The sequence below is a fragment of the Aeromonas sp. QDB31 genome (genome assembly GCF_027707605.1).
GTDB classification, from domain to species: domain Bacteria; phylum Pseudomonadota; class Gammaproteobacteria; order Enterobacterales; family Aeromonadaceae; genus Aeromonas; species Aeromonas media.
This window is the reverse complement of sequence record NZ_JAPCIX010000002.1, coordinates 229,867-253,461: the sequence shown is the minus strand read 5'-3', so window position 1 is coordinate 253,461 and position 23,595 is coordinate 229,867. Positions and strand designations below refer to the sequence as shown.

Annotated in this window: 22 protein-coding genes; 17 read left to right on the top strand and 5 right to left on the bottom strand. The window is 62.5% G+C overall.

What is annotated here, in order from left to right; all coding sequences use genetic code 11:
* The first annotated feature begins 63 nt into the window (after nt 1-63).
* From PG898_RS03135 to PG898_RS03090, 10 genes are all read left to right on the top strand, one after another.
* Nucleotides 64-954, top strand: a complete 891-nt coding sequence (locus PG898_RS03135) for a DUF58 domain-containing protein (RefSeq protein ID WP_043129904.1) — start codon at nt 64-66, stop codon at nt 952-954.
* Nucleotides 939-1,502 carry a DUF4381 domain-containing protein gene (locus PG898_RS03130; protein ID WP_043129903.1) on the top strand — a complete coding sequence of 188 codons (564 nt, stop codon included), beginning with the start codon at nt 939-941 and terminating at the stop codon, nt 1,500-1,502. The genes PG898_RS03135 and PG898_RS03130 overlap by 16 nt, the downstream gene beginning before the upstream one ends.
* Entirely contained in the window at nt 1,499-2,476 is a 978-nt protein-coding gene (locus tag PG898_RS03125) for a VWA domain-containing protein (RefSeq protein ID WP_043129902.1), read from the top strand. The genes PG898_RS03130 and PG898_RS03125 overlap by 4 nt, the downstream gene beginning before the upstream one ends.
* A 21-nt stretch (nt 2,477-2,497) precedes the next feature.
* Nucleotides 2,498-3,973 carry a VWA domain-containing protein gene (locus tag PG898_RS03120; protein WP_043129900.1) on the top strand — a complete coding sequence of 492 codons (1,476 nt, stop codon included), beginning with the start codon at nt 2,498-2,500 and terminating at the stop codon, nt 3,971-3,973.
* A 29-nt stretch (nt 3,974-4,002) separates the two neighbouring features.
* Nucleotides 4,003-5,538 carry a BatD family protein gene (locus tag PG898_RS03115; protein ID WP_043129947.1) on the top strand — a complete coding sequence of 512 codons (1,536 nt, stop codon included), beginning with the start codon at nt 4,003-4,005 and terminating at the stop codon, nt 5,536-5,538.
* A gap of 39 nt (nt 5,539-5,577) precedes the next feature.
* Nucleotides 5,578-6,168: a sigma-70 family RNA polymerase sigma factor gene (locus PG898_RS03110; RefSeq protein WP_081934451.1), complete on the top strand. Its 591-nt coding sequence runs from the start codon at nt 5,578-5,580 to the stop codon at nt 6,166-6,168.
* Nucleotides 6,161-6,904 carry a DUF3379 domain-containing protein gene (locus PG898_RS03105; protein WP_043129898.1) on the top strand — a complete coding sequence of 248 codons (744 nt, stop codon included), beginning with the start codon at nt 6,161-6,163 and terminating at the stop codon, nt 6,902-6,904. Before PG898_RS03110 ends, PG898_RS03105 begins: the two co-directional genes overlap by 8 nt.
* A 408-nt stretch (nt 6,905-7,312) precedes the next feature.
* Entirely contained in the window at nt 7,313-8,599 is a 1,287-nt protein-coding gene (locus PG898_RS03100) for an outer membrane protein transport protein (RefSeq protein WP_043129896.1), read from the top strand.
* A gap of 250 nt (nt 8,600-8,849) precedes the next feature.
* Nucleotides 8,850-10,106: an OmpP1/FadL family transporter gene (locus PG898_RS03095; RefSeq protein ID WP_270823524.1), complete on the top strand. Its 1,257-nt coding sequence runs from the start codon at nt 8,850-8,852 to the stop codon at nt 10,104-10,106.
* A gap of 114 nt (nt 10,107-10,220) precedes the next feature.
* Nucleotides 10,221-11,444, top strand: coding sequence for an EAL and HDOD domain-containing protein (locus PG898_RS03090; RefSeq protein ID WP_043129894.1), 1,224 nt, complete (start codon nt 10,221-10,223; stop codon nt 11,442-11,444).
* 71 nt (nt 11,445-11,515) lie between these two features.
* On the opposite strand, the gene PG898_RS03085 is transcribed toward PG898_RS03090, so the two are convergent.
* Both PG898_RS03085 and PG898_RS03080 read right to left on the bottom strand, forming a co-directional pair.
* A complete protein-coding gene (locus tag PG898_RS03085) occupies nt 11,516-12,820 on the bottom strand; it encodes an outer membrane protein transport protein (RefSeq protein WP_043129893.1) in 1,305 nt (434 codons plus the stop codon).
* A 450-nt stretch (nt 12,821-13,270) separates the two neighbouring features.
* Nucleotides 13,271-14,434, bottom strand: a complete 1,164-nt coding sequence (locus PG898_RS03080; RefSeq protein ID WP_042649117.1) for a thiolase family protein — start codon at nt 14,432-14,434, stop codon at nt 13,271-13,273.
* A gap of 132 nt (nt 14,435-14,566) precedes the next feature.
* Between PG898_RS03080 and PG898_RS03075 the strand changes: the two genes are divergently transcribed.
* A complete protein-coding gene (locus PG898_RS03075) occupies nt 14,567-14,965 on the top strand; it encodes a MerR family transcriptional regulator (protein WP_005325128.1) in 399 nt (132 codons plus the stop codon).
* Nucleotides 14,966-15,056: 91 nt separating this feature from the next.
* Here the strand turns inward: PG898_RS03075 and PG898_RS03070 are convergent, their stop codons facing one another.
* On the bottom strand, nt 15,057-16,301 hold the full coding sequence (locus PG898_RS03070; protein WP_082030010.1) for a dicarboxylate/amino acid:cation symporter: 1,245 nt from the start codon (nt 16,299-16,301) through the stop codon (nt 15,057-15,059).
* Between the two features lie 269 nt (nt 16,302-16,570).
* On the opposite strand from PG898_RS03070, the gene ppnP reads away from it, so the two are divergent.
* The 3 genes from ppnP to PG898_RS03055 all read left to right on the top strand — a co-directional run bounded on the left by ppnP (nt 16,571) and on the right by PG898_RS03055 (nt 20,061).
* A complete protein-coding gene (gene ppnP, locus PG898_RS03065) occupies nt 16,571-16,855 on the top strand; it encodes a pyrimidine/purine nucleoside phosphorylase (RefSeq protein WP_025326892.1) in 285 nt (94 codons plus the stop codon).
* Between the two features lie 166 nt (nt 16,856-17,021).
* Nucleotides 17,022-18,404: an L-serine ammonia-lyase gene (locus PG898_RS03060; protein ID WP_041205714.1), complete on the top strand. Its 1,383-nt coding sequence runs from the start codon at nt 17,022-17,024 to the stop codon at nt 18,402-18,404.
* A gap of 286 nt (nt 18,405-18,690) precedes the next feature.
* Complete coding sequence (locus PG898_RS03055; protein WP_005325119.1) at nt 18,691-20,061, top strand: L-serine ammonia-lyase; 1,371 nt, start codon at nt 18,691-18,693, stop codon at nt 20,059-20,061.
* Between the two features lie 205 nt (nt 20,062-20,266).
* Here PG898_RS03055 and PG898_RS03050 read toward each other — a convergent pair whose 3' ends face one another.
* Entirely contained in the window at nt 20,267-21,226 is a 960-nt protein-coding gene (locus PG898_RS03050; protein ID WP_043129891.1) for a lytic murein transglycosylase, read from the bottom strand.
* On the bottom strand, nt 21,226-21,504 hold the full coding sequence (locus PG898_RS03045; RefSeq protein WP_025326888.1) for a YcgL domain-containing protein: 279 nt from the start codon (nt 21,502-21,504) through the stop codon (nt 21,226-21,228). The genes PG898_RS03050 and PG898_RS03045 overlap by 1 nt, the downstream gene beginning before the upstream one ends.
* A gap of 106 nt (nt 21,505-21,610) precedes the next feature.
* Here PG898_RS03045 and minC point away from each other — a divergent pair, with 106 nt between their 5' ends.
* From minC to minE, 3 genes are read left to right on the top strand one after another with little or no spacing between them, the layout of a single operon-like run.
* Nucleotides 21,611-22,330, top strand: a complete 720-nt coding sequence (gene minC / locus PG898_RS03040) for a septum site-determining protein MinC (RefSeq protein ID WP_043129890.1) — start codon at nt 21,611-21,613, stop codon at nt 22,328-22,330.
* Nucleotides 22,331-22,348: 18 nt separating this feature from the next.
* Nucleotides 22,349-23,161 (top strand): septum site-determining protein MinD, encoded by an 813-nt coding sequence (gene minD / locus PG898_RS03035; RefSeq protein ID WP_005331693.1) that lies wholly within the window; start codon nt 22,349-22,351, stop codon nt 23,159-23,161.
* Nucleotides 23,162-23,163: 2 nt separating this feature from the next.
* Entirely contained in the window at nt 23,164-23,433 is a 270-nt protein-coding gene (minE, locus tag PG898_RS03030) for a cell division topological specificity factor MinE (RefSeq protein WP_010674646.1), read from the top strand.
* Nucleotides 23,434-23,595: the final 162 nt, after the last annotated feature.

The following is a 23,595-nucleotide window of genomic DNA, read 5'->3' as shown; positions in this document are numbered from 1 at the left end:
GACAACGACACCCTGATCGCCCGTCTGCTGGATGCCATCCCATGCCCCTGATGAGCAACCCCCATGACCAGATCCGCTGATCCCCGCGCCCATCCCGACATCGCCCTGCCCCTGTCCCAGTTGCTGGCCATCCGGCTGTGGGCGAGACAGGGTCAGCGGGCGCGCATTCACCAGGCGCGTCAAGGGCGGCTCGGGCGACAGCCGGGTCTGAATTTTCGTGAGCTGCGCCTCTATCAGGCCGGGGACGAGGTGCGCCACATCGACTGGCGGGTCACCGCCCGCCTCGGCCGCCCCCACACCCGGCTGTATGCCGAGGAGCAGGAGCAGGCCCACTGGCTGCTACTGGATCTCTCCCCCGCCATGTATTTCGGCTCTGGCTCCCAGCTCAAGGCCCGCCTCGGCTGCGAACTTGCCGCCGCCTTGCTCTGGCAGGGGGAGAAGCAGGCAAACACCCTGGTCTGCCACGGGGTGGAGACCCGCAGCGAGTCTCAGCGTGACTCCCTGATCCCCCTGCTGGAGGCGCTCTGTCACCACTATGAAGCAGGGCTGGATCGCGCCCCTCTGCCTCACTCCCTGGCCCAGACCCTGGCGCGCCTCAGCCTGCCCCATGGCGCCAGACTGACATTGATCAGCCACCATCAGCCCCTTGATCAGGGGCTCTGCCAGCAGTTGCAACGCCTTGGCAAGCGCCACGACATCCACTATTGGCAGATCCGGGATCCCCTGGAGGCAGCCCTGCCCGAGCAGGGGCAACTGGCGGTGCAATCGGGCAAGCGCAGCGGCTGGCTCGACGCCGGGCAGGCCCTCTTTCGCTGGCGCTACCAGGCCGCGGCAAGGCAGCAGGCCGACGCCTGCCAGCAGCAGCTGTTGCCCCTGGTACAGCGCCTATACCGCCTCGACAACGGCTTGCCGCTGCAACGCCAGTGGCAGGAGGCTGGATGCCGTCTGTTTTGAGCGCCCCTCAAACTGCCCCCCTCCAGCACGAGCCTGGGGAGATCTTCTCGCTGACGCGGCTTCAGGAGATCCAGGGACAGCTTCGCGACATCCATCCAGGCCCGCCCCTGGAGAGCACGAGCGATCCCCGTTTGCTGGCCTGGGGCTGGCTGCTGATCACCGTGCTCGCCGCTTTACTGATCTGGGCCACGATAAACACCCTGTGGCGTCAGCGCCGCTGGGCACGCCAGATAGACTGGCAGGCCGCCGATCTTGTGCCTGGCCTGCAGGCCGCGCTGAGAGAGGCGGCCATCACCCGCTGGCCGGAGGCGCGCGCCCTGCAAGGGGATGAATGGCTCGCCTGGCTCGACCGCCGGGGGGGCTGTCATTTTGGCGAGTTCGTCCACCAGTGGCCGGGTTGGCTCTATGGCTCAGAAACCCCGGATGAGGCGCAGCGGGCGCGGCTGCGCCTTGCCTACCTTAGCTGGGGGCGCCGCTGCGTCAGCGCACCGCACTGGATGGCGCGCCCTGTGTTGTGGCGCCGCACGCGCAGCGGAGGGGCCAGATGATCCTCGCCTGGCCCTGGTTTGCCTTCGCCCTGGCGCTGCCGCTGCTGGTGCGCTTCGGCCTGCCCCCGGTCTCTCGCACCGGCCGCGCCAGGCTGGTCCATGCCGGCTTCCCCCTGCTGCAGCCCCAGGCCGGGCAACCCCTGTGGCGCATGGCCCTGTGCTGGTGTGCCCTGGTGCTGGCCCTGTGCCGCCCCCAGTGGCAGGAGCCCCCCCTCATTCACTACCAGGCCAGCCGGGATCTCATCCTGGCGGTGGATCTCTCCGATAGCATGCGCACCCAGGACATGCTGGACGAGGGGGAGCAGCGCGATCGCCTCTCTGCGGTGCGCCAGCAGATAACGCAGCTCATCGGCGAGCGCCCCGGCGATCGCATCGCCCTCATCGTCTTTGCGGATCACGCCTACCTGCTCTCCCCCCTGACCCAGGAGACCCGGGCCCTGCTGGCACTGACCCGCGAGCTCGATTTCGATCTGGTGGGGCGCACCACGGCGCTCGGCGAGGCCATACTGCTGGCCCGCCAGCACGCCGACCCCGCCCGCCCCACCGCCCTGCTGCTGGTGACGGACGGGCGCAACACCGCGGGCAACGCAGACCCCCTGACCGAGGCCAGGCGGGCCGCCGCCGCAGGCATCCGCCTCTATACCCTGGGGGTGGGGGCCGATCCCGATACCTTCGCCTCCCCCCTGGGAGGGGCCGATCCCAGCGCCGAGCTGGATGAACCCTTGTTGCAGCAACTGGCTGAACTTGGTCATGGCCGCTATTTTCGCGCCCGCAGCCAGGCCGATCTCTCGGCCATCAATCAGGCCATAGACACCCTGGAGCCGGCCGCCCGTCCGCAGACCCTCTATCGTCCCCACCATGAGCTCTATCCCTGGCCCCTGGCGCTCGCCTGGCTGCTGCTGGTGTGGCCGACCCGACTGCGCTGGCCGGGGCGGCGAACGGACAGGGACGCGCCGGAGCCGCCCCATGAATAAGTGGCTTGAAGGAGCGTCATCATGGAGCTGATGCTGCTGCGCCCGCTCTGGCTGCTGGCCCTGCTGCCCTGGCTATGGCAGGGGTGGCGCCGTCGTCGGCAGCGCCCCCTGCTGGCCCCCGCCATGCAGGCCTATTTGTTGCCGGCCCGGGGCCGGGCCATCCCCTGGCTCTGGCTGGCCACCCTGCCGGTGATCCTGGCTCTCGCGGGCCCCGCACTGCGCCAGCAGAGCCAGACCGTCAGCAGCCCTGCCCTGGATCTCTGGTTACTGGATCTCTCAAGCTCCATGCAAGCCAAGGATCTGCCCCCGGATCGGGCGACCCGGGTGCGGCTGTTGCTTCAGGACATGCTGGCCGAGGCGGCGGCCCGGCAGGCGCCCCATCCCCTCGGACTCATCCTGTTTGCCGGGGATGCCTACCTCGCCATGCCCCCTACCCGGGATCATCAGGCCATCTCGCTGCTGCTGCCGGACTTGCGCCCGGCCATCATGCCGCTTCAGGGCAGCGCACCGGAGCGGGCCGTGGCACTGGCCCTGGCGCAGATCCCCCCGGGCCAGCAGGCGCGCCTGCTGCTCATCACCGACGGCCTCTCGGAAAGCCAGATGGCGCGCATCGCCGCTCTCTGGCCCTGTCTGGGTACACTCTTCTGCCCGCAGTCACCGTCCCCCCGACTCGACATCCTGCTGGCCAATGCCGGCGAGAGCGCCGTGCTGCCCCCGCCCCCCGCCGAGGGGGGGCGACTCGGCAGCGCCCTGGGGCAGACTCTGCCGGCACCGGACGGTGCCGCAATGGCGGATCTCGCGGCCAGCACAGGGGGAAGATTGCAATGGCTGCAGGCCGGGCTCCCCTTCTTTGCCCCCCTGCCCATGAGCCAGACCCAGACCGGGGCCAGGTCCCTCGATCTCGGCCCCTGGTTGCTGCTTCCTCTGCTGCCCCTGGCGCTGCTGGCCCGCATAGGGGCGCAGTGGTTGCTGCTGCTCATGGTGGTGTTCATCCCCCCGCCCCCCCTGCAGGCGGCGCCCGCCCCCTGGTGGCCCGCCCAGGAGGCGCCGGGCTGGCACGCCTTCTCCCAGGGGCGTTATCAGGAGGCAGCCCGCGCCTTCCAGGACCCCGTCTGGCAGGGCAATGCCTGGTACAGGGCTGGTGACTATGCCAGGGCCGTCGCCGCCTATGGCCGAGCCGACACGGCCACCGCCCACTACAACAGGGGCAATGCGCTGGTCTGGCTCGGGGATCTCAAGGGGGCCGAGCTGGCCTACCTGGCCGCCCTCAAGCGGGAGCCCGGGCACCAGGATGCCCTCCATAACCTGGCGCTGCTGCGAGCAAGCCCGCCACAGGCGGCACCTTCTGCCCAGGCTCCCGAGAGCGGCGAGCCCCCCGAGCCCTCTGCCGTCCCGGACAACCCCCGCCCCCCGGCGCCCCCCGTACTCTTGCTGGAGCAGCGGCTGCGCAAGGAGGCCGAGCGCCGCCCCCTTATCAAGGTGGAGGAGCCCTGGTGATCCCTTGGCTGCATTCATTCATCCGGTTTATGAAGGGCCTAAGCGGCTGCTGGCTGCTCGCCATGCTGCTGGCCACCCAGGTACAGACAGCTCAAGTGCAGGCAGCCTCCCCTCGCGCCGAGCTGTTGGCGGGGGAGAGCGAACGCGACTGGCTGCTCGTCATCGAAGCCGACGGGGAGCTCAAGGGCGACGAGCTCAGCCTGCTCCCCCTGCTGCGCCAGTTTGCGGTAGGCCGGGTCAGCATCAGCCGCGTCAATACCGAGGTGAGCAGCCTGATCCGCTGGCAGATCCCGCTTCACCTGCTGGAGACCAGTCCCCGCCAGGTGCCTCCCTTGACCCTCGGCGCCGAACAGACGCCCGCGCTGTCCATTCCGACGCGCCCCCGAACGGGCACCCTGATGCCACAACCCGAGGCGAGACCTTCCCCCGTGGAGCTGCAGGCCAGAGTGCTGCATCAGGGCCCCCTCTACCCGGGGCAACCCTTCATCTATGAGCTGAGCCTCTGGCTGCCCGCCAACATGGAGGCCCCCAACCTCGGCGAGCCCCTCGGTCAAGGCTTCACCATACGCCGCCTCGGCGACGATCGCTGGGAGTCCCCCGCCAGCCCCGGCATGCCAGGGCGCCTGATCCGCAAGTGGCTGCTCCAGGCCAGGGAGCCCGGGCTGCATCCCCTGGAGTCCCCCCGTTTCCAGGGTCGATTGCCCCAGGACCCGGACATTGCCGCGCAAAACGACGCGGGGGATCTGCTTTCCGCCAGAGCGGCCACCCTTTTCGTCAAGGTAGACAAGGCACCGGTGGAGCCGGTGGCGAGCAGCCTGATCCTGCGCCAGCAGTTCAGTCCGGCCAGGGGAGCCAGCGTCGGGGAGCCGGTGATCCGCACCCTCACCCTGGTGATGGAAGGAGGGGATGGCAACCGCCTGCCACAGATCCCGGCCCCGGCATTGCCGCAGGGTCTTTCGATGAAACCGGACGGCGAGCAGCAGCAGGAGCGTTTCGTGGCCAAGGGGGCGCTGCGCTTCGAACGCCAGTGGCGCCAGGCCTTGACCGCACAAGCCCCAGGCAGCTATACCCTGCCCGCCGTGACCCTCTCCTGGTTCAACACCCGTACCGGGCGCATCGAGCAGGCCCGCCTGCCGACGCAGACCCTGCACATCGAGGGTGACGCCGCCCCCTCCGATCCCGCCAGGGCGCCGGGCGCAGAGAGCCTCCACTGGGTGCTGTGGGCGCTGCTGCTGCGCGCCCTGTGCCAAGGCGGGCCGCGCTGGCTCGCCTTCTATCGGCTGCAACGGGCCCTGGCGACCCAGGAGCCTGACCCGGCCAGATGGGCCTTGCTGGCCTGGGCAGCGCTGCGCTTGGGACGGCCTTGCCAGCACCTGGCCAACCTGCCCTGTCATGGCGATCCCGCCATGGGCACGCTGCTCGATGACCTGGACAGGGCCTGTTTTGCCGCCCCTGGCGCTGCCGGCCAAAGGGTCGACTGGCAGAGGCTCGCCCAGTCGCTGTGCGCCAGGGAGACTTTTGCGATAGCCTATGTCCTCAGAAAACTGGCGTGGGCACATCCTTGACGCCTGCGGCAAACCACTCATGAAAAAGGAATCGCATTCATGACGTTAGGTTTTTTTAGAAAAAAAAAGGCAGGAACGGGAAAGGATCCCTCGGCCACCCCGGTCTATGGGGATATGGCAGACAAACAAACGAAATACGAGGCCCTGGTGCACGCCCTGCACGGGGACATCTACCGCTACGCCTACTGGCTGTGCCGGGATCCCCAAGTCGCCGAGGATCTGGTGCAGGAGACCTTCCTGCGAGCCTGGAAGGCGCTCGACTCCCTGGTCGATGACAAGGCCGCCAAGGCCTGGCTCATCACCATCTTGCGGCGGGAAAATGCCCGGCGCTTCGAGCGCAAGCAGTTCGATCTCATCGATCTCGACGAGCATCCCCAAAGCGATCCGGATGCGCTGCACAGCGAGCAGGAGATGGAACACGAATGGCTTCGGCGCCATATCGCCCGCCTGCCTACCGAATATCAGGAACCCCTGCTGTTGCAGGTGCTGGGGGGATTCAGCGGCGAGGAGATCGCCGCCCAGCTCGGCCTGAACAAGAATACCGTCATGACGCGGCTGTTCCGGGCTCGCAACCAGATCAAAGAGGCCATGGAGGCTGCGGTACAACAGAGAGGTCACACCAATGGATGAGCTTGAATTTCGCCGCCGGGCCATCACCCATCCCTCGGACAGGGATCCGGCCTTCCTCGCCGCGGCAGAGGCGTCTTCCGCCAATCGCAAGCATCTGGACGAGATGAAGCAGCTGGACAGCAAACTGCGCCGCACCCTGGAGGTGGAGGTGCCCGCCGGTCTCGCCGAGCGGATCCTGCTCCGCCAGGCGATGGACGCGAGCGAGGATGTGGTGATGCCACTGCCCCCCCCGACCAAAGGCAGAGGTTGGCGCCCGCTCGCCATGGCGGCCTCGGTCGCCTTCCTGCTCGGCATGAGTACCCGCTGGATCAGCTGGCCACCGGCATCGGAGCCGTTGTCGCTGGCCCAGGTGGCCATGGCCCACGTCTATGGGGAGGAGCCCTTCATCCAGGGGGTGGATGAGAAGGTGAGCCTGCAGACCATCAACGCCAAGATGGAAAAATATGGTGCCACCCTGATGGGCATGCCCGGCATGAAGGTAACCTATGTCAATCACTGTGCCTTTTATCAGGGGCCGGCCCTGCACATGGTGATCCAGGGCAAGATGGGCCCGGTCACCCTGTTCCTGGTGCCCAAGCATGTACCACTCACGATCCAGCCCGATTTTGCAGACGGTACCCTCAAGGGGGAGATACTGCCGCTCAAAGGGGCAAACATGGTGTTGATTGGAGACATGCAGGAGTCACTTGCCCCGGTTGCCCAGCAGCTTGAGTCACGCCTGCACTGGTCCATTTAACAGAACTTGACTGGGGCTGACTGGGCCCCCGTCCCCTCCATATCACAGGCAGACACCGTCGTTGTCTGCCTGTTCATCTCAGAATCCCGACAACTTCCCGCTTGATACCCACCTGAAGTCACATTTTTACTATTTTTTTTGAAAGATACAAACGACACCCATTGTATATTATTCATTCAATAATGGATAAAACAGACCATTTAAACGGCAAGTTAAAACAAATGATTAACACAATGGAAACTTTTATGTATTCTGCTGTCACTGGTCTGATTTCTTACCTCCTACCAGATCCATAGAATCACGCCAGAAATGAATGGGAAGAAGCTGACATAACAACAGATCTTGTCGTCTATAGCGGCCAAAGAGCCCTGATGTCGACAAAAAATCTGCTTACAAAGAGAGAACACTATGACAACTGCCTTTTTCAAGAAAAGCCTGATCGCCGCGGCCGTCACCCTGGCCAGCACTCAGACCTTCGCCGCCGCGTTCCAGCTGAACGAACACTCGGCTTCCGGTCTGGGCCGCGCCTATGCCGGGGAAGCAGCCATCGCCGACAATGCGTCCGTGCTGTCCCGCAACCCGGCCGCCATGACTACCTTCGACAAGATGGCACTGTCTGTTTCCGGTACCTATATCAAGCCCGACGTGGATGTCGCGGGCGACATCTATGCCGGTCCGGCCAAGCTGGCCTCTTCCAGCGAGAGCGACATCGCGCCAGATGCCTTCGTGCCGGCCACCTATTTCATCCAGCCCCTGAACGATCAGTGGGCCTGGGGGATCGGCCTGTTCTCCAACTACGGCCTCTCCACCGAGTACTCCAAGACCTTCCCGGCCGGTGCCGGTGCCGGTGATACCGAGCTGTTGACCTTCAATATCAACCCCAACATCGCCTATCGCATCAACTCCAACTTCAGCGTGGGTGCCGGCATCAATGCCGTCTATGCCCAGGCCGAGCTGAACCGCTATGCCGGAGCCCTGGCACCGGGTCTGACTGCCAAGACAGGTATCGTTCACAACAGCGACACCGCCATCGCTCACCTCAAGGGTGATACCTGGGGCTTTGGCTGGAACGTCGGCACCCTGTACGAGATCAATGAGAACAACCGCCTGGCCCTGACCTACCGCTCCCAGGTGGACTTGAGCTTTGACGGCGACTTCAAGGGGCTGACCTCCGGCTACCGGACCGTCGATGGCAACCTGAAGCTGGATCTGCCTGCTCAGGCCGAATTCGCCGGTTACCACCGTCTGAACCAGCAGTTCGCGGTGCACTACTCCGTCAACTGGACCGACTGGAGCGCCTTCCAGGAGCTCAAGGCCACCAGCAACGCCTGCGCCGGTGGGGTCTGCCTGCAAAAAGACGAGAAGTTCAAGGATTCTACCCGTTACTCCCTCGGCGGAACCTGGTACGTCAACCCGTCCTGGGAAGCCCGCATCGGCTTCGCCTACGACAACAGCCCGATCGAGCCGGAATACCGCAGCCTGAGCATTCCTGACTCCGACCGTGTCTGGTACAGCGCCGGCGCCACCTACCACATCGATCAGGACATGAGCGTCGATTTCGGCATGGCTTACCTGGATGGCAAGGAAGTGGACGTGAACGAAGGTCTGACCAGCCATACCGATCCGGTTCGCTGGAAGGGCACTTCCCACGGTAACGCCTTCCTGGCTTCCGCCCAGTTCAACATGAAGTTCTGATTTCATCGCGATAAAACAGAGCGCCTCCGGGCGCTCTTTTTTATGCGACATCCCCATCTCGGCGCACAGCTGTAGCAAACAGCTGTACTCTTTTTGTTTTTTATCAAGCTATTAGAGGCAATACCTCCAGCATTAAATCCCGTTTTGTCCTCTCTGCCCCCGCCCCCGTTGCCTTACTGGTCATACCATATAAAATCCCGTCCCCAACCAAATAACAGAATGAATTCCAAGTTCATCCCGAGGAAAAGCAATGCTCCCGAACATGAAGCCCTCCCTCATCGCCCTGTTGGTGTTATCGAGTCAAGCCCAGGCGGCCGGTTTCCAGCTGGCGGAACAATCGGCCACCGGCATGGGCCGCGCCTTCGCCGGTGAAGCTGCCATCGCCGACAATGCCAGCGTGCTCGCCCGTAACGCCGCGGCCATGACCCGCTTCGAGCGCACCGCCTTCTCCGGGGGCGTCATTCACATCCAGCCTGACGTCAACATCGAGGGGGTGACCCGGGTGCCTACCGCCATGGGCCCGGTGACGCTGGATGCAAGCGCCAGCGACATCGCGGACGGTGCCTGGGTCCCCAATGCCTATCTCATCCTTCCTTTGAATGAACAGTGGTGGCTGGGGCTGGCGGCCACCTCCTATTACGGCCTCGGCGTCCAGATGCCGGACAACTACAACGCCGGTCACTTTGGCAACATCTCCGATATCAAGACCGTGGATCTCGGTGCCTCCCTGGCCTATCGCATCAACCGGAACTGGTCGGTCGGTGCCGGGCTTTCCGCCATCCAGGGGGAAGGGGAAGTGGGCGGCACCTTCCCCTCCAACAACAAGATTGCCAAGCACCTCAAGGGGGATGGCTGGGCCCTTGGCTGGCATCTCGGCACCTTGCTGGAGCTGTCGCCGGCCACCCGCATCGGCCTCTCCTATCGCCATGACGTGACCCTGACCCTCTCAGGGGATGCTGTCGGCACCGATCTGCTGGGCCGTACCTTCACCGACACCGGCACCCTGGACCTGCCGCTGCCCGCCACTGCGGAGCTGGCCCTGTTCCATCAGCTGACCCCGGCCCTGGCGTTGCATTCGAGCATCAACTGGACCAACTGGAGCAAGTTCGTCCAGCTCGAGTCCGAGCTCGATCACCATGGCACCATGCACATCAAGGACGAACACTGGGAAGACAGCTGGCGCTACGCCCTCGGCCTGACCTATCGCCTGGATCCGAAGTGGCAGCTGCGCTCCGGCCTGGCCTACGATCGCAGCCCGGTGCCCGCCGATCGCCGCACCATCTCCATCCCGGACTCGGATCGGGTGTGGTACAGCGCCGGGGTGGGTTACCAGATAGATCGCAACCTGTCGCTGGATCTGGGGCTGACCCTGATCGACGGCAAAAAAGTCGAGGTGAACGAGACCATGCAGCTCAGACCCGGGATGGCACAAACCACCTCCACCTTCCAGGGCACCTCGGAAGGGGATGCCTGGCTGGCTGGCCTGCAGCTCAACTACCTGTTCTGATCCTGCCAACCTTGGCTGCACTCTGCCAGTTGCTGACCGTTTCGACCCGGTCGGCACTGGCATAGTGATCCGCTTCACCATAGAATCAAGCCTTCACCCATGCTGGAGAGATGCATGTATTCCTATGTAGCAAGGCAGCCCATCCTGGATCGGGAGTTGAAGACCCATGCCTATGAGCTGCTGTTTCGCGACAGCCTGGATAATGTGTTTCCCCCCATCTCCGCACAGCTGGCTACCTCCCGACTGGTGACAGAGCAATTTCTGCAACAGAACATCGATCAACTGCTTGGCGGACACCCCTGCTTCATCAACTTCCCTCACTCCCTGCTGCTGGACGGTCTGGCCGAATGCCTGCCCCAGGACAAGGTGGTGATCGAGATACTGGAAGATGCCGAGCCCGACGATGCGCTGCTGGACAAGGTGATCCAGCTGCACGGGCTGGGCTATCGGCTGGCGCTGGATGATTTCACCCTGGTCCCGGCCTGGGACAGGTTCCTTCCCTATATCCATATCATCAAGTTCGATCTGCGGGCCACGCCGCTTGCCAACATCGAGCGGTTCATGCAGACCCATCGCCACCTGCCGCTCACCTATCTCGCCGAAAAGGTGGAGGACAAGGCCGAGTTTGAACGGATGAAGGGGCTCGGGGTCGAGTTGTTCCAAGGCTTCTTCTTTAGCAGGCCCCAGATGGTACAGCAGACCACCATGCCCCCGACCCAGCTGGTGGTGATGCAACTGCTGAAGGTGGTCAATCAGGCCGAGCCGGATCTGGACAAGATTGAGCAACTGCTCAATCAGGATCTCTCCCTCTCCCTCAAGCTGCTGCGTTACGTCAACCATCTCAAGCACTTTCCCCAGCCCATCGCCTCGTTTCGCCAGGCCGCCAGCTCCCTGGGTCACGCCCAGCTGAAACGCTTCGTGGCCCTGATCGCCGCCACCAGTGCCGGTCACGACAAGAGTGCCGAGCTCTACCAGATGTCCCTCATCCGTGCCCGCTTCTGCGAGCTGCTGGCACAGACCCATGCCCCCACCCAGCAGGCTCAGCAAGCCTTCATCACCGGGCTCTTCTCCCTGCTGGATGTGCTGATGGGGCAGCCGCTGGATCAGTTGCTCGGCACCATACCGCTGACCGCCGAGATCCGTGCCGCCCTGCTGGAGCGCAAGGGCAACCTGGGGTTCTACCTCGCGTTCTGTGAAGAGTACGAGAAGGCCAACTGGCAACGGATCGCCGCCAGCACCGCCCGCCTCGGCCTCAACGAGGAGAAGGTCAGCCACCTCTATCTCGCCGCCACCGCCTGGGTCAATCAGCAGCTCCAGGCCATGGAAGGGATGGACTGAACCCGCGAACCCGCCATGGTTCTCCCTCATGTCATCTCATAACACAAACGTCCCGCGAGGGGACGTTTCGTTCAGAACACCATATTGAACTGGACCGAGGCCAGGAAGGCATTGCCTTCATTGTTGCCTTCGAAATAGAACGGCTGACCCGGGTCGTTGTTGTGGATCCCTTCCTTCACCCCGCTCGCTTCCCCATTGATATAAGCCATGCCAAGATCGATGCTCTTGCTCTCATCGATGTGATAGGTCGCCCCCGCGCTGTACCACCACTTGTCTGCATCCGGCAGACTGATGGTGGCGTGCTCACTCTGCACGGCGGATTCGTCATAGGCCACCCCGACGCGTGCCTCCCACTGCGGGTTCACATACCAGGTCGCCCCGACCGCGTAGCGCATCGCATCTTGCAGCTGCTCGTTCTTGCTCAGGCAGACGCCACCCGGCAGGTTGCACTGGCTGCTGACGGCTTCCAGTTTTTCAAAGGCGCTCCAGTCGGTCCACATCACGGAGTAGTGCAGTGCAAATTGCGGGGTCAGGCGGTGGTAACCGGAAAACTCGGCGATGGCGGGCATGGGCACATCGACCGTGGCCTCGGCCTTATAGCCGGGCGCCCCCACTGCCCCGGTGTAATCCCCCTCCAGCGCCACATCGATCTGGGAGCGATAGGTCAGCGCCAGGCGGTTATCCTGGTTGATCTCGAGCAGGGTACCGAGGTTCCAGCCCCAACCGTTGCCGGCGCCATCGAAGTTGGCCAGGGTATTGTGAGCACCATTGGCGTTTCCATTGGCATCGACCCTATCGACGTAACCGGTGGCGAGGGTGTAGTTGATACCGGCCCCGAGGCTCCACTGCTCGTTGACGCGATAGGCAACATTGGGGTTCAGATTGACGCTCATCAGGGACGTCTCACCCGCCAACAGGCCGGCGGCGGGATGGCTGCCCGCCCCGAAGCTGTCGTCGAAACGGGTGCCCAGGCCGTAGTTGGTCATCATGGCGAAACCGACGGCCCACTGGTCGTTGACGGGGTGGATCATGTAGGCGGCGGGGATGACCGCGTTGGGGCCGGCGTTGCCATGACTTGCCGGCGTGCTGGAGTCAAACCGGCTACCCGGCAGATCGGTGACAAAGGCCCCGTCCACGCTGTAATCCGGATCGACCATGGTGGCCGCTACCGAGACGGCGGTCTTGTCGAACATCATCATGGCAGCGGGGTTGCGACCCAGCACGGCGGCGCTGTCGGCGATGGCCCCCTCACCCGCGAAGGCTCGGCCAAGGCCGGCGGCGGAGTGCTCGTTGATCTGGAAGCCGGAGGCTGAGGCATGGGTGGCAAGCAGTGCCAGCACGCTGGCAAGGGTGCTGCGCTTGAATGGCGTAGTCATCTGAGTTTCTCTTGTGGGTACCCACCGCAAGCGGGCATTGATCGTCGCAGTGGCCATGACGGCAACGACAGAGCACTGCCGTGGGTCAGTGGCGCATGGGAACGGTGCGAGGACAGTAAAACAGAGGCGAATAGTAGGGCACCCATCTCCCGCCACAAAGCAGACCAGTGTCGAAAACGGTCATCAGGCTTAATCCCGGCTGAATGAAAGCAAATCAGTCCATGTTCCCCACCAAAACCGGACTTTTCGCCACCGTCTATCCATCAGGCCAGGTGACATGACGAACGAACAGCACAGTTGGAAAACCAGGGGTTGATAGAGCGACATGGAGGGAGACAAGCGGGTCACCTGAACGACCCGCTGCCGGACATAAGTAATGAGTGGAGGGAGAAACAGAGGGAAACGGCCTCAACACCGGACCGGCCTGGGGCCGGTGTTGGGACCAAGGGCTCACACCAGCTCGATGGCCATGGCCGTCGCCTCTCCGCCCCCGATGCACAGACTCGCCACCCCTCGCCTAAGCCCGCGTGTGCGCAGGGCATGGATCAGCGTCACCAGGATGCGGGCACCGCTGGCCCCCAGGGGATGCCCCAGGGCACAGGCGCCTCCGTTCACGTTCAGCTTGTGATGGGGGATCTGGCACCCCGCCATCGCCAGCATGCTCACCATGGCGAAGGCCTCGTTCACCTCGAACAAATCCACCTCCTCCACCGACCAGCCCACCCGGGCCAGCAACTTGTCGATGGCCCCCACCGGGGCGCTGGTAAACTCCGCCGGCAGGGCGGCATGGCTCTGGTATCCCACCACCCTGGCCAGCACCGGCAAGCCCAGTTGATGGGCCGTCTCGGCCCGCATCAGCACCAGCGCCGCCGCCCCGTCCGAGATGGAGCTGGCATTGGCCGCCGTGATGGTGCCCGTCTTGCTGAAGGCCGGTTTCAGGGTCGGTATCTTGTCGGGCCTGGCCTTCTCCGGTTGCTCGTCGTCGGCCAGCAACAGGGTGTCCCCGGCCATCACCGGCGCCAGCTCTGCCCCGAAGGCGCCGCTTCGCTGCGCCGCCAGGGCCCGCTCGAGAGAGGCGATGGCGAAGGCATCCATGTCAGCCCGGGTCAGCCCGGCTCTGTCCGCGCTCAGCTGGGCATAGTGGCCCATCAGGTGCCCCTCGTAGGCATCCTGCAAACCGTCGAGGAACATGTGATCCAGCACGCTTTGGTGACCCATGCGAAAACCGCTGCGCGCCTTGTCCAGCAAATAGGGGGCCCGGCTCATGCTCTCCATGCCGCCCGCCACCACCACGTCCACCTCCCCCAGCCGCAGCGCGTCTGCCGCCAGCATCACCGCCTTCATGCCGGAGCCGCACACCTTGTTGAGGGTGGTGCAGGGCACGCTGTCCGGCAGCCCGGCCTTGAGTGCCGCCTGCCGGGCCGGTGCCTGCCCGACCCCGGCGCTCAGCACATTGCCCAGATAGACCTCATCGACCCGATCCCCCCCCATCCCGGCCGCCGCCAGGGCGGCGCGGATGGCGCAGGCGCCGAGCTCCGGAGCACTCAGTGTGCTCAAGGCCCCCTGGAAGGCCCCCATGGGGGTACGTTTGGCTGCCACAATCACGATATCCATCAATAGCGCTCTCCTTGTTACATTGGGATAACATATGCCGCCGCCGTCCCCGGAACAAGACTTGCGGGGAAGTTGACGTTTGGGTAAGGTGCCAGCCTGCATTGACAACCAGATGACAGCCAAGACAGCCCTATGACCAAATCCAAGGATGACGCCCGGACCTTCAGCATCAGCGAGCTGGCCCGTGAATTCGATGTGACCACACGCAGTATCCGTTTCTACGAGGATCAGGGCCTGCTGAATCCGACACGCCAGGGACAGACCCGGATCTACAGCCGCCAGGACAGGGTGCGTCTCAAGCTGACCCTGCGTGGCAAACGGCTGGGGTTCAGCCTCGCAGACATCCGTGAGCTGTTCGATCTCTATGACGCGGACAAGAGCAGCCGCTCCCAGTTGCAGACCATGCTGGGGTTGGTGGCCGACAAGCGGGAGACCCTGCAGCAACAGCTGGAAGACATCCAGATGGTATTGCTGGAGCTGGAGGCGGCGGAGCAGCGTTGCCGGCAGGCGCTGGGGCAGCTGACGCCCTGAGTCGGCAGAGGATGGGGGCAGATAGCCCGGGGACAACGAAAAGAGGGAGGCTTGCGCCTCCCTCTTGTCATTCATGGTTGTGAGCCTGGTATCAGGCCTCCTTGCTCCAGCGGTTCGGATCGTAATCCGGGCTGTAGCGATCGACGATGATGGCGCAAGCCGCATCGCCGGTGATGTTGAGCGCGGTCCGGATCATGTCGAACAGGCGATCCAGCGCGAACAACAGCGGCAGGCCCTCGATGGGGATACCGGCCGCCAGCAGCACGGCCACCACCAGGAAGCTCGGGCCTGGCACGCCGGCCTGGCCGATGGCACCCAGGGTCGAGGTGAGGATGATGGCCGCCCAGGCGCCCATGCTGAGATCGATGTTGTAAACCTGGGCGAAGAAGATGGCCACCAGACCGTAATAGATGGCGTTGCCGCTCATGTTGATGGTGGCGCCCAGCGGCAGCACGAAGGAAGCGGTGGCATTGGTCACCTTCAGATCGTGTTCGCAAGTCTCCATGTTGACCGGCAGGGTCGCCATGGAAGAGGCGGTGGAGAAGGCCACGATCTGCGGCTTCTTCATCGCCGAGAAGTACTTGCGTACCGGCGTGTTGGAGAAGACCGCGATCAGCAGCGGGTAGACCACGAAGCCGAAGATGAGGATGGCGGCGACATAGACCACGAACAGCTTGAGCACCAGGGTCAGCACGTCGAAACCATAGGTACCGATGGCGTCGGCCATCAGGCCGAAGACCCCGATGGGGGCAATCAGCATCACCTTGTTGATCATCCAGACGAAGGCGTCCACCAGAGTGTTGAGGCCATCCACCAGCGGCTTGGCACGCTCGCGGGGCTGCTTGGCCAGCGCGATGCCGAGGAACATGCAGAACACCAGGATCTGCAGGATGTTCGCCTCGTTCAGGGCACTGAACACATTGGTCGGGATCATCCCAAGCAGGGTAGCCACGGCGTCCGGCAGGGCGCCCTTGTCGGCGTAATCACCAGAGAACATGGCGGCCGTGGAGCCGAAATCGACCCCGACACCGGGCTTGAAGACTTGACCCATCACCAGTGCCAGCAACACCGCCAGGGCGGAGGTACCGAGGAAGAAGGCGAGCGTGGTCACCCCTATCTTGCCTGCGGCCGGGCTGGCGCCCAGATTGGCGGCCCCGGACAGGATGGCGACCGCCACCAGCGGGATCACCAGCATCTTGATCAGCTGGATGAACAGGGTACCGAACGGCGCGAAGACGGTCGCCTGCTCACCCATGAGGGCACCCACCAGCGCCCCCAGGATCATGGCAACCACAACCTGGAAGCCGATATTTTTAATTAATCCTTTTGTCAACACAGAATGTTCCTTTATTAAGCAATTACTCACACTTTGGCAGTGCAAATGACCACCCAGAGCGTCAAATCCTCTCCATTGCTCTGGCGGCGCGCTTTATCTCATATTTATTACCCGTTTAACATCGTGATCCCTGAACGAAACGAATTTTTATGGTTTTTCACAAAGTTGAGACCCACAAGAAACTCTCCGTTTTTTCCCTATTTCACCATGACAATCGCCAAAATAATGTGCTACTTTTGCTCTGCAAACGTGCATACAGGGAAGAAAAGATGCTGAAAGTTAACGAATATTTTGACGGAAATGTTAAATCCATCGGTTTCGAGCAAAAAGGCGAGAAAGCCACGGTCGGTGTGATGGAAGCGGGTGATTACCAGTTCAACACCGCCGCCCCGGAGCGGATGACGGTGATCAAGGGTGCCCTTCGCATCCAGCTGGCCGATGAAGACGAGTGGCACAGCTACCATCAGGGCGAGTCCTTCGACGTGGCCGGTCACTCCTCCTTCAAGCTGGAAGTGAAGACAGCCACCGCCTACCTGTGCGAGTTCCTCGACTGATAGCCCCGCAGGGGTGCCATGAGATGCAGATCCGCTCCTCCTGGCACCCCTGATCCCCCTGTCTTGCCCCATTTCCACACCGCCATCACAGGCTGTTGCTTCCCCCCTTTTCATCGACTACAAAAAATTTACAATGTTTAGACGAAATCCATAATCGGAGTACGTCATGATCAGTGTCTTCGACCTGTTTTCCATCGGGATTGGTCCCTCCTCCTCCCACACAGTGGGGCCGATGCGGGCAGCCTGCGCCTTCGTGCACACCCTCAAGCAGAGCGCACTCCTCTCCCGCACCGAACGCGTCGTGGTCGAGTGCTACGGCTCCCTCGGCCAGACCGGCAAGGGTCATGGCACCGGCAAGGCCATCATCCTGGGGTTGGCCGGGTTCGAGCCGGAATCCGTGGACATCGAGGCCATCCCCGCCTTCCTCGATCAGGTGGAACACAGCCAGACCCTGCGCCTGGGGGGTGAGCAACCGAGCCAGTTCCCTCGCGTCGGCGCCATCCTCTTCAATCGGCGCAAGACCCTGCCCGCCCACTCCAACGGCATGACCCTGCGCGCCTTCGCGGGTGACGCCCTGCTGTTTGAGCAGACCTACTACTCCATCGGCGGCGGCTTCATCATCGAAGAGAGCCACTTCGCCAACGCCCGCGAAGAGGCCGCCCGCTTCGATGCCGCCCACCCCGTGCCCTACCCGTTCGAGAGCGGGGCCCAGTTGCTGGCCCACTGCCAGGAGAGCGGCCTCTCCATCTCGGGGTTGATGCTGGCCAATGAAAAGGTGTTTCGCAGTGAAGCCGAGATCAAGGCGGGCCTGCGCAAGATCTGGCAGGCGATGCAGGGTTGTGTCGAGCGCGGTTGCAGGAGCGAGGGGGTATTGCCGGGTGGCCTCAAGGTGAAACGGCGCGCCCCGGCCCTCTATCGCCAGCTCTGTGGCGAGACCAACTTCAACAAGGATCCCCTGATGGTGATGGAGTGGGTGGACCTGTTTGCGCTGGCCGTCAACGAGGAGAATGCCGCCGGTGGCCGGGTGGTGACCGCCCCCACCAACGGCGCCGCCGGCATCATCCCCGCCGTGCTGCACTATTACGATCGCTTCGTGCGCAAGGTGGATGACGAGCTGCTGATGCAGTACTTCCTCACCGCCGCCGCCATCGGCATCTTGTACAAGAAGAACGCCTCCCTGTCGGGGGCCGAGGTGGGTTGTCAGGGAGAAGTGGGGGTCGCCTGCTCCATGGCCGCCGGCGCTCTGGCCGAGCTGCTGGGCGGCAGTCCGGCCGTGGTCGAGAACGCCGCCGAGATCGGCATGGAGCACAACCTGGGTTTGACGTGCGATCCCATCGGCGGCCTGGTGCAGGTGCCCTGCATAGAGCGCAACGCCATGGGAGCGGTCAAGGCGATCAATGCCGCCCGCCTCGCCCTGCGTGGCACCGGCGAGCACAAGGTGTCGCTGGACAAGGTGATCAGAACCATGTGGGAAACCGGCAACGACATGAAGACCAAGTACAAGGAGACCGCCCGCGGCGGCCTCGCCGTCAACATCACCGAATGTTAAACCTGAGTAAAAACGATCTCAGATGACCCTCAGATACCCGGCTTGGCCGGGTATTTTTTTGCAAAACGTTTGCCTTGCGCTTAACAAAATGGATAACCATCAAAATAAATTTTATACTCGCGCCGTGAATTCAACAAAAATAGATCTATTTCAACTTTTTTTAGGCAGGAAGCCGTTACACTGCGGTTATCTGGTTTCCCGGCCTTTGTGACGACAGACCCGTCCCATGGATCACCCTTTCTGCGAGCGGGCATGGCGCCCCCTTCTACCCTGAGGTAATTGTTACATGATCAGCGTTTTTGATATCTTCAAAATCGGTGTTGGCCCCTCCTCTTCCCACACTGTCGGCCCGATGAAAGCTGCCAAACAGTTCGTGGATGATCTGCGTGCTAGCGGCAAGATCCGTGACATCACCCGGATCCAGGTTGACGTCTATGGCTCCCTCTCCTGGACCGGCAAAGGCCACCACACCGACACCGCCATCATCATGGGTCTGGCGGGTAACCTGCCGGAAAATGTCGACATCGACGGCATTCCTGAATTCATCTCCCGGGTCGAGCAGACCGGTCGCCTGCCCATCGGCCTGCACTGCCACACCGTCAGCTTCCCGAAAGGCGCCATGGTGTTCCATGACGAGGCCCTGCCCCTGCACGAGAACGGCATGAAGCTGACCGCCTTCATCGAAGACGAGGCCGTCTACAGCAAGACCTATTACTCCATCGGCGGTGGCTTCATCGTCGACGAAGAGAGCTTCGGCAAGGCCGACAGCGGCGACATGACCGTCAACTACCCCTTCAAGAGCGCCGCCGAGCTGCTCGCCCACTGCGGCCAGACCGGCCTCTCCATCTCCGCCCTGATGCTGGAGAACGAGAAGTGCTTCAATACCCCGGAAGAGATCTACAAGAAGCTCGGCAAGATCTGGACCACCATGCGTGAAGGGATAGAGCGCGGCTGCCGCACCGAGGGTGTCCTGGCCGGCCCGCTGCGGGTGCCGCGCCGTGCTGCCCCCCTCTACCGTCAGCTGACCACCAACGAGCATCTCTCCAACGACCCCATGAGCATCGTTGACTGGGTCAACATGTTCGCCCTGGCGGTGAGTGAAGAGAACGCCGCCGGTGGCCGCGTCGTCACGGCTCCGACCAACGGCGCCGCGGGCATCATCCCGGCCGTGCTGGCCTACTACGACAAGTTCATCCAGCCGGTCGGCCGCGACGAATACACCCGTTTCTACCTGGCCGCCGCCGCCGTCGGCATGCTCTACAAGATGAACGCTTCCATCTCGGGTGCCGAAGTGGGTTGCCAGGGTGAGGTAGGTGTCTCCTGCTCCATGGCCGCCGCTGGCCTGACCGAACTGATGGGCGGCAGCCCGGAGCAGGTGTGTGAAGCGGCCGAGATCGGCATGGAGCACAATCTGGGTCTGACCTGCGATCCGGTCGCTGGCCAGGTACAGGTCCCCTGCATCGAGCGCAACGCCATCGCCGCCATGAAGGCGGTCAACTCCTCCCGCATGGCCCTGCGTCGTACCTCCAAGCCCCGTGTCTCCCTGGACAAGGTCATCGAGACCATGTACATCACCGGCAAGGACATGGACTCCAAGTACCGTGAGACCTCCCGCGGTGGCCTGGCCATCAAGGTGATGCAGGTTGCCTGCGAATAAGCGGCAGACAGCAGATACAAACAAGGCGGGAGAGATTCCCGCCTTTTTTTGTCTGTGATTTTCTCAACGGCAGTCGCATTGGCATAAAGAATAAAAAAGAAGCGGGCAATTCGTTCAGATGGGCCTGGCTTATCCGTCAGGTGTCAGAATGGGGAGAGACTATTCCCGCATCCTATTTCGCTCCTTGCCCGCTTTTATTCCACTTTTATTCCACTATCCGATCCGCCAGGGTGCCGACCGCCACCACGAAATAGGGGGAGCGGTTCCAGTGGCGCAGCACCCGATAATTCTCATAGGCAAGATAACTGCGGCCATGGACATCATCGGGCCGAATGAGGGAGGCCTGCATGTCGGCCTTCGGCAGCGGCGAACCGTCCAGTTGCCGTACCCCCAGAGCCTGCCAGGCCGACAGCGGCTTGCGGGTCTCAAGCCCGAACAGGGCAGGATTGAGGGAGTCAGGCACCTTCACCCGCCGTCCCCAGGTCTCATCTTCCCGCCAGCCATTCTGATGCAGATAATTGGCTGCCGATCCAAACACATCCGCCAGATTGCCCCACAGATCCTTCCTGCCATCCCCGTCCTGATCGACCGCGTATTTGAGAAATGACGAGGGCATGAACTGCACCTGCCCCATGGCACCCGCCCAGGAGCCCTTGAAGGCGGCGGGGCTCACGTGCCCCTGCTCTATGATGCGCAGGGCATCGAACAGCTGATCCTTGAAGAAGGCTTCCCGTCGCCCGTCCCAGGCCAGGGTCGCCAGGGAGGAGATCAGCGGGAAATTACCGGTGAGTTTGCCGAAATTGGTTTCTATGCCCCACAAGGCGACAATAAAACGGGGCTGCACCCCATATTCATCACCTATTTTCGTGAGCAGCGGCAGATGCTGGCGATATAAGGATCTGGCCTGCTTGACTTTCCATTGGGGCACGGCGCGGGGAATATAGGAATCCAGGGTCAGTTTGAATTCCGGCTGATTTTTGTCGTGCTTGATGGCCGCCTCGATAAGGCGAATATCGGCAAAGGCGGCCGTTACCGTCGCAGGCTGGATGCCGGCCGCCAGGGCTTGCTGTTTGAGACTCGTCACATAATGGTCAAAATCGGCGCCGGCCTGCGCGGATGCACTTAATAGTGCGCCCAACAATAACAGCACCGGCCGACCCTGCATCAGCGGGCGCCCTTTAATTGTGCCTTGTGCTGCTCCAGCAGATTTTCCGGTGGCGGAGGCACCTGCAGGTAGAAGCCCTGGCTCTGCAAGGCTGCCATCACCCGCTCGGTGGAGGCGATCCCCAGGGGCTTGGCCGGGTCCAGCTTGGTCATCAAGACCAGCTCGGGACGTCCGAAGGTACTCATCAGTGCCTCTGGCACACGGGAAAAGTCCTCTCTTCTTTCAATAAAGAGATAGGTCTCGGCTTTTTTGCGACTTTTATAGACTGCACACAACATGGAAATTGATATAATCCGACGGGTTCATTGCCTCTGGTGGTGGCAAACTATAACATCAGGAATTGAATAACAATAACGTATTACCGTCTCGGTTCGGGGAAGATTCATGGTTGAACGCGATAACGAATTGAAAGGGACCACCTTCACTATTTCTGTGTTGCATCTCAGCGATGGCAATCCGGACCGGATCCGACAACTGCTGGAGGCCAAGGTTGCGCAGGCCCCCCAGTTTTTTAATTGTGCCCCCCTCGTCCTCAATGTGGAACGCCTCAGCGAGATCCCGGATTTCGAGCAGCTCAGGGAGCTGGTCGAGTCGGAAGATTTCGTGCTGGTCGGCATCACGGGGGCGCGGGATGAGGCGATGAAGACGGCGGCCAAGGCGGCCGGGCTGGCGGTCATGGTGTCGGGCAAGAGCCGCAAGGCCGATCCCGAGCCTGCGGCACCAACACCTGACCCCGTGGAGGCGGCTCCGGTCGCCCCGGTTCAGGCTCCTATGGAGCCGAGCAAGGTCCACGTCGGGCCGGTGCGCTCCGGCCAGCAGATCTATGCTGCCGGCACCTCCCTGGTGGTGCTGGGCTCGGTCAGTCCGGGAGCCGAAGTCATCGCCGACGACAGCATTCATATTTATGGCGCCCTGCGTGGCCGAGCCATCGCGGGGGCCAAGGGCAATCCTCTTGCCCGCATTTATTGCCAGCAATTGCAGGCCGAGCTGCTCTCCATCGCGGGCACCTTCCAGCTCAGCGATGCCTTGCCGGCAGGCCTGATACAAGAGCCAGTCCATATCCGACTGGACAACGAACAACTCCGAATAGACCGCATCAAATAGAGTTACAAGGAAGCGAGAATGGCGCGAATCATAGTCGTTACATCGGGCAAAGGTGGCGTTGGCAAGACCACAACCAGCGCGGCCCTGAGCACCGGCTTAGCCCAGCGTGGCCACAAGACAGTGGTCATCGATTTTGACATTGGCCTGCGAAACCTGGATCTCATCATGGGCTGCGAGCGGCGCGTGGTGTATGACTTCGTCAATGTGATCAACGGTGAGGCCAACCTCAACCAGGCACTCATCAAGGACAAGCGCTCGGAAAACCTCTTCATCCTGCCCGCCTCCCAGACCCGGGACAAGGACGCCCTGACCCGTGAAGGGGTCGAGAAGATCCTGGATCAGCTGGCTGAGATGAAGTTTGACTACATCGTCTGCGACTCTCCCGCCGGCATCGAGTCTGGCGCCCTGATGGCGCTCTACTTTGCCGACGAGGCCATCGTCACCACCAACCCGGAAGTCTCTTCCGTGCGCGACTCGGATCGCATCCTCGGCATCCTGGCCTCCAAGTCCCGTCGCGCCGAGCGCGGTGAAGACCCCATCAAGGAACACCTGTTGCTGACCCGCTACTGCCCGACTCGCGTCAGCCGTGGCGACATGCTGAGCGTGCAGGATGTGCAGGAGATCCTGGCCATCAAACTGCTCGGAGTGATCCCGGAGTCCCAGGCGGTGCTGCGTGCCTCCAACTCGGGGGAGCCGGTCATTCTGGACAAGGAGTCCGATGCCGGTCAGGCCTATGAAGACGCCGTCGCGCGCCTGCTGGGCGATACCAAGGATTTTCGTTTTCTGGAAGAAGAGAAGAAGGGCTTCTTTAGCCGACTGTTCGGGAGTTAAACATGTCATTATTGGATTATTTTCGTTCCAACAAGAAACAGAACACCGCACAACTGGCCAAAGAGCGGTTGCAGATCATCGTTGCCCACGAGCGTTCATCCAGAGGGGGGCCGGATTACCTGCCCCAGCTCAAGCAGGATATCCTCGACGTGATCCGTAAATATGTGCAGATCGATCCGGACAAGATCACCGTCCAGCTCGATCAGAAGAGTGACGAGCTGTCGGTGCTGGAGCTCAACATCACCTTCGCCGACGACCAGAAGAAGGGATGAGCTGACGCCCCATGCGTGACCCTTTTCCCCAGTGAAGACCGGATCCTTTGTCAGGATCCGGTTTTTTATTGCCTGGCGCAGAGGCATCTCGCCAAGGCGTGCGGGGCCAGCTAGAATACTGCCCGCCCCTCGGCCCTGCCGACGGGACCTCTCCCCCCTCAT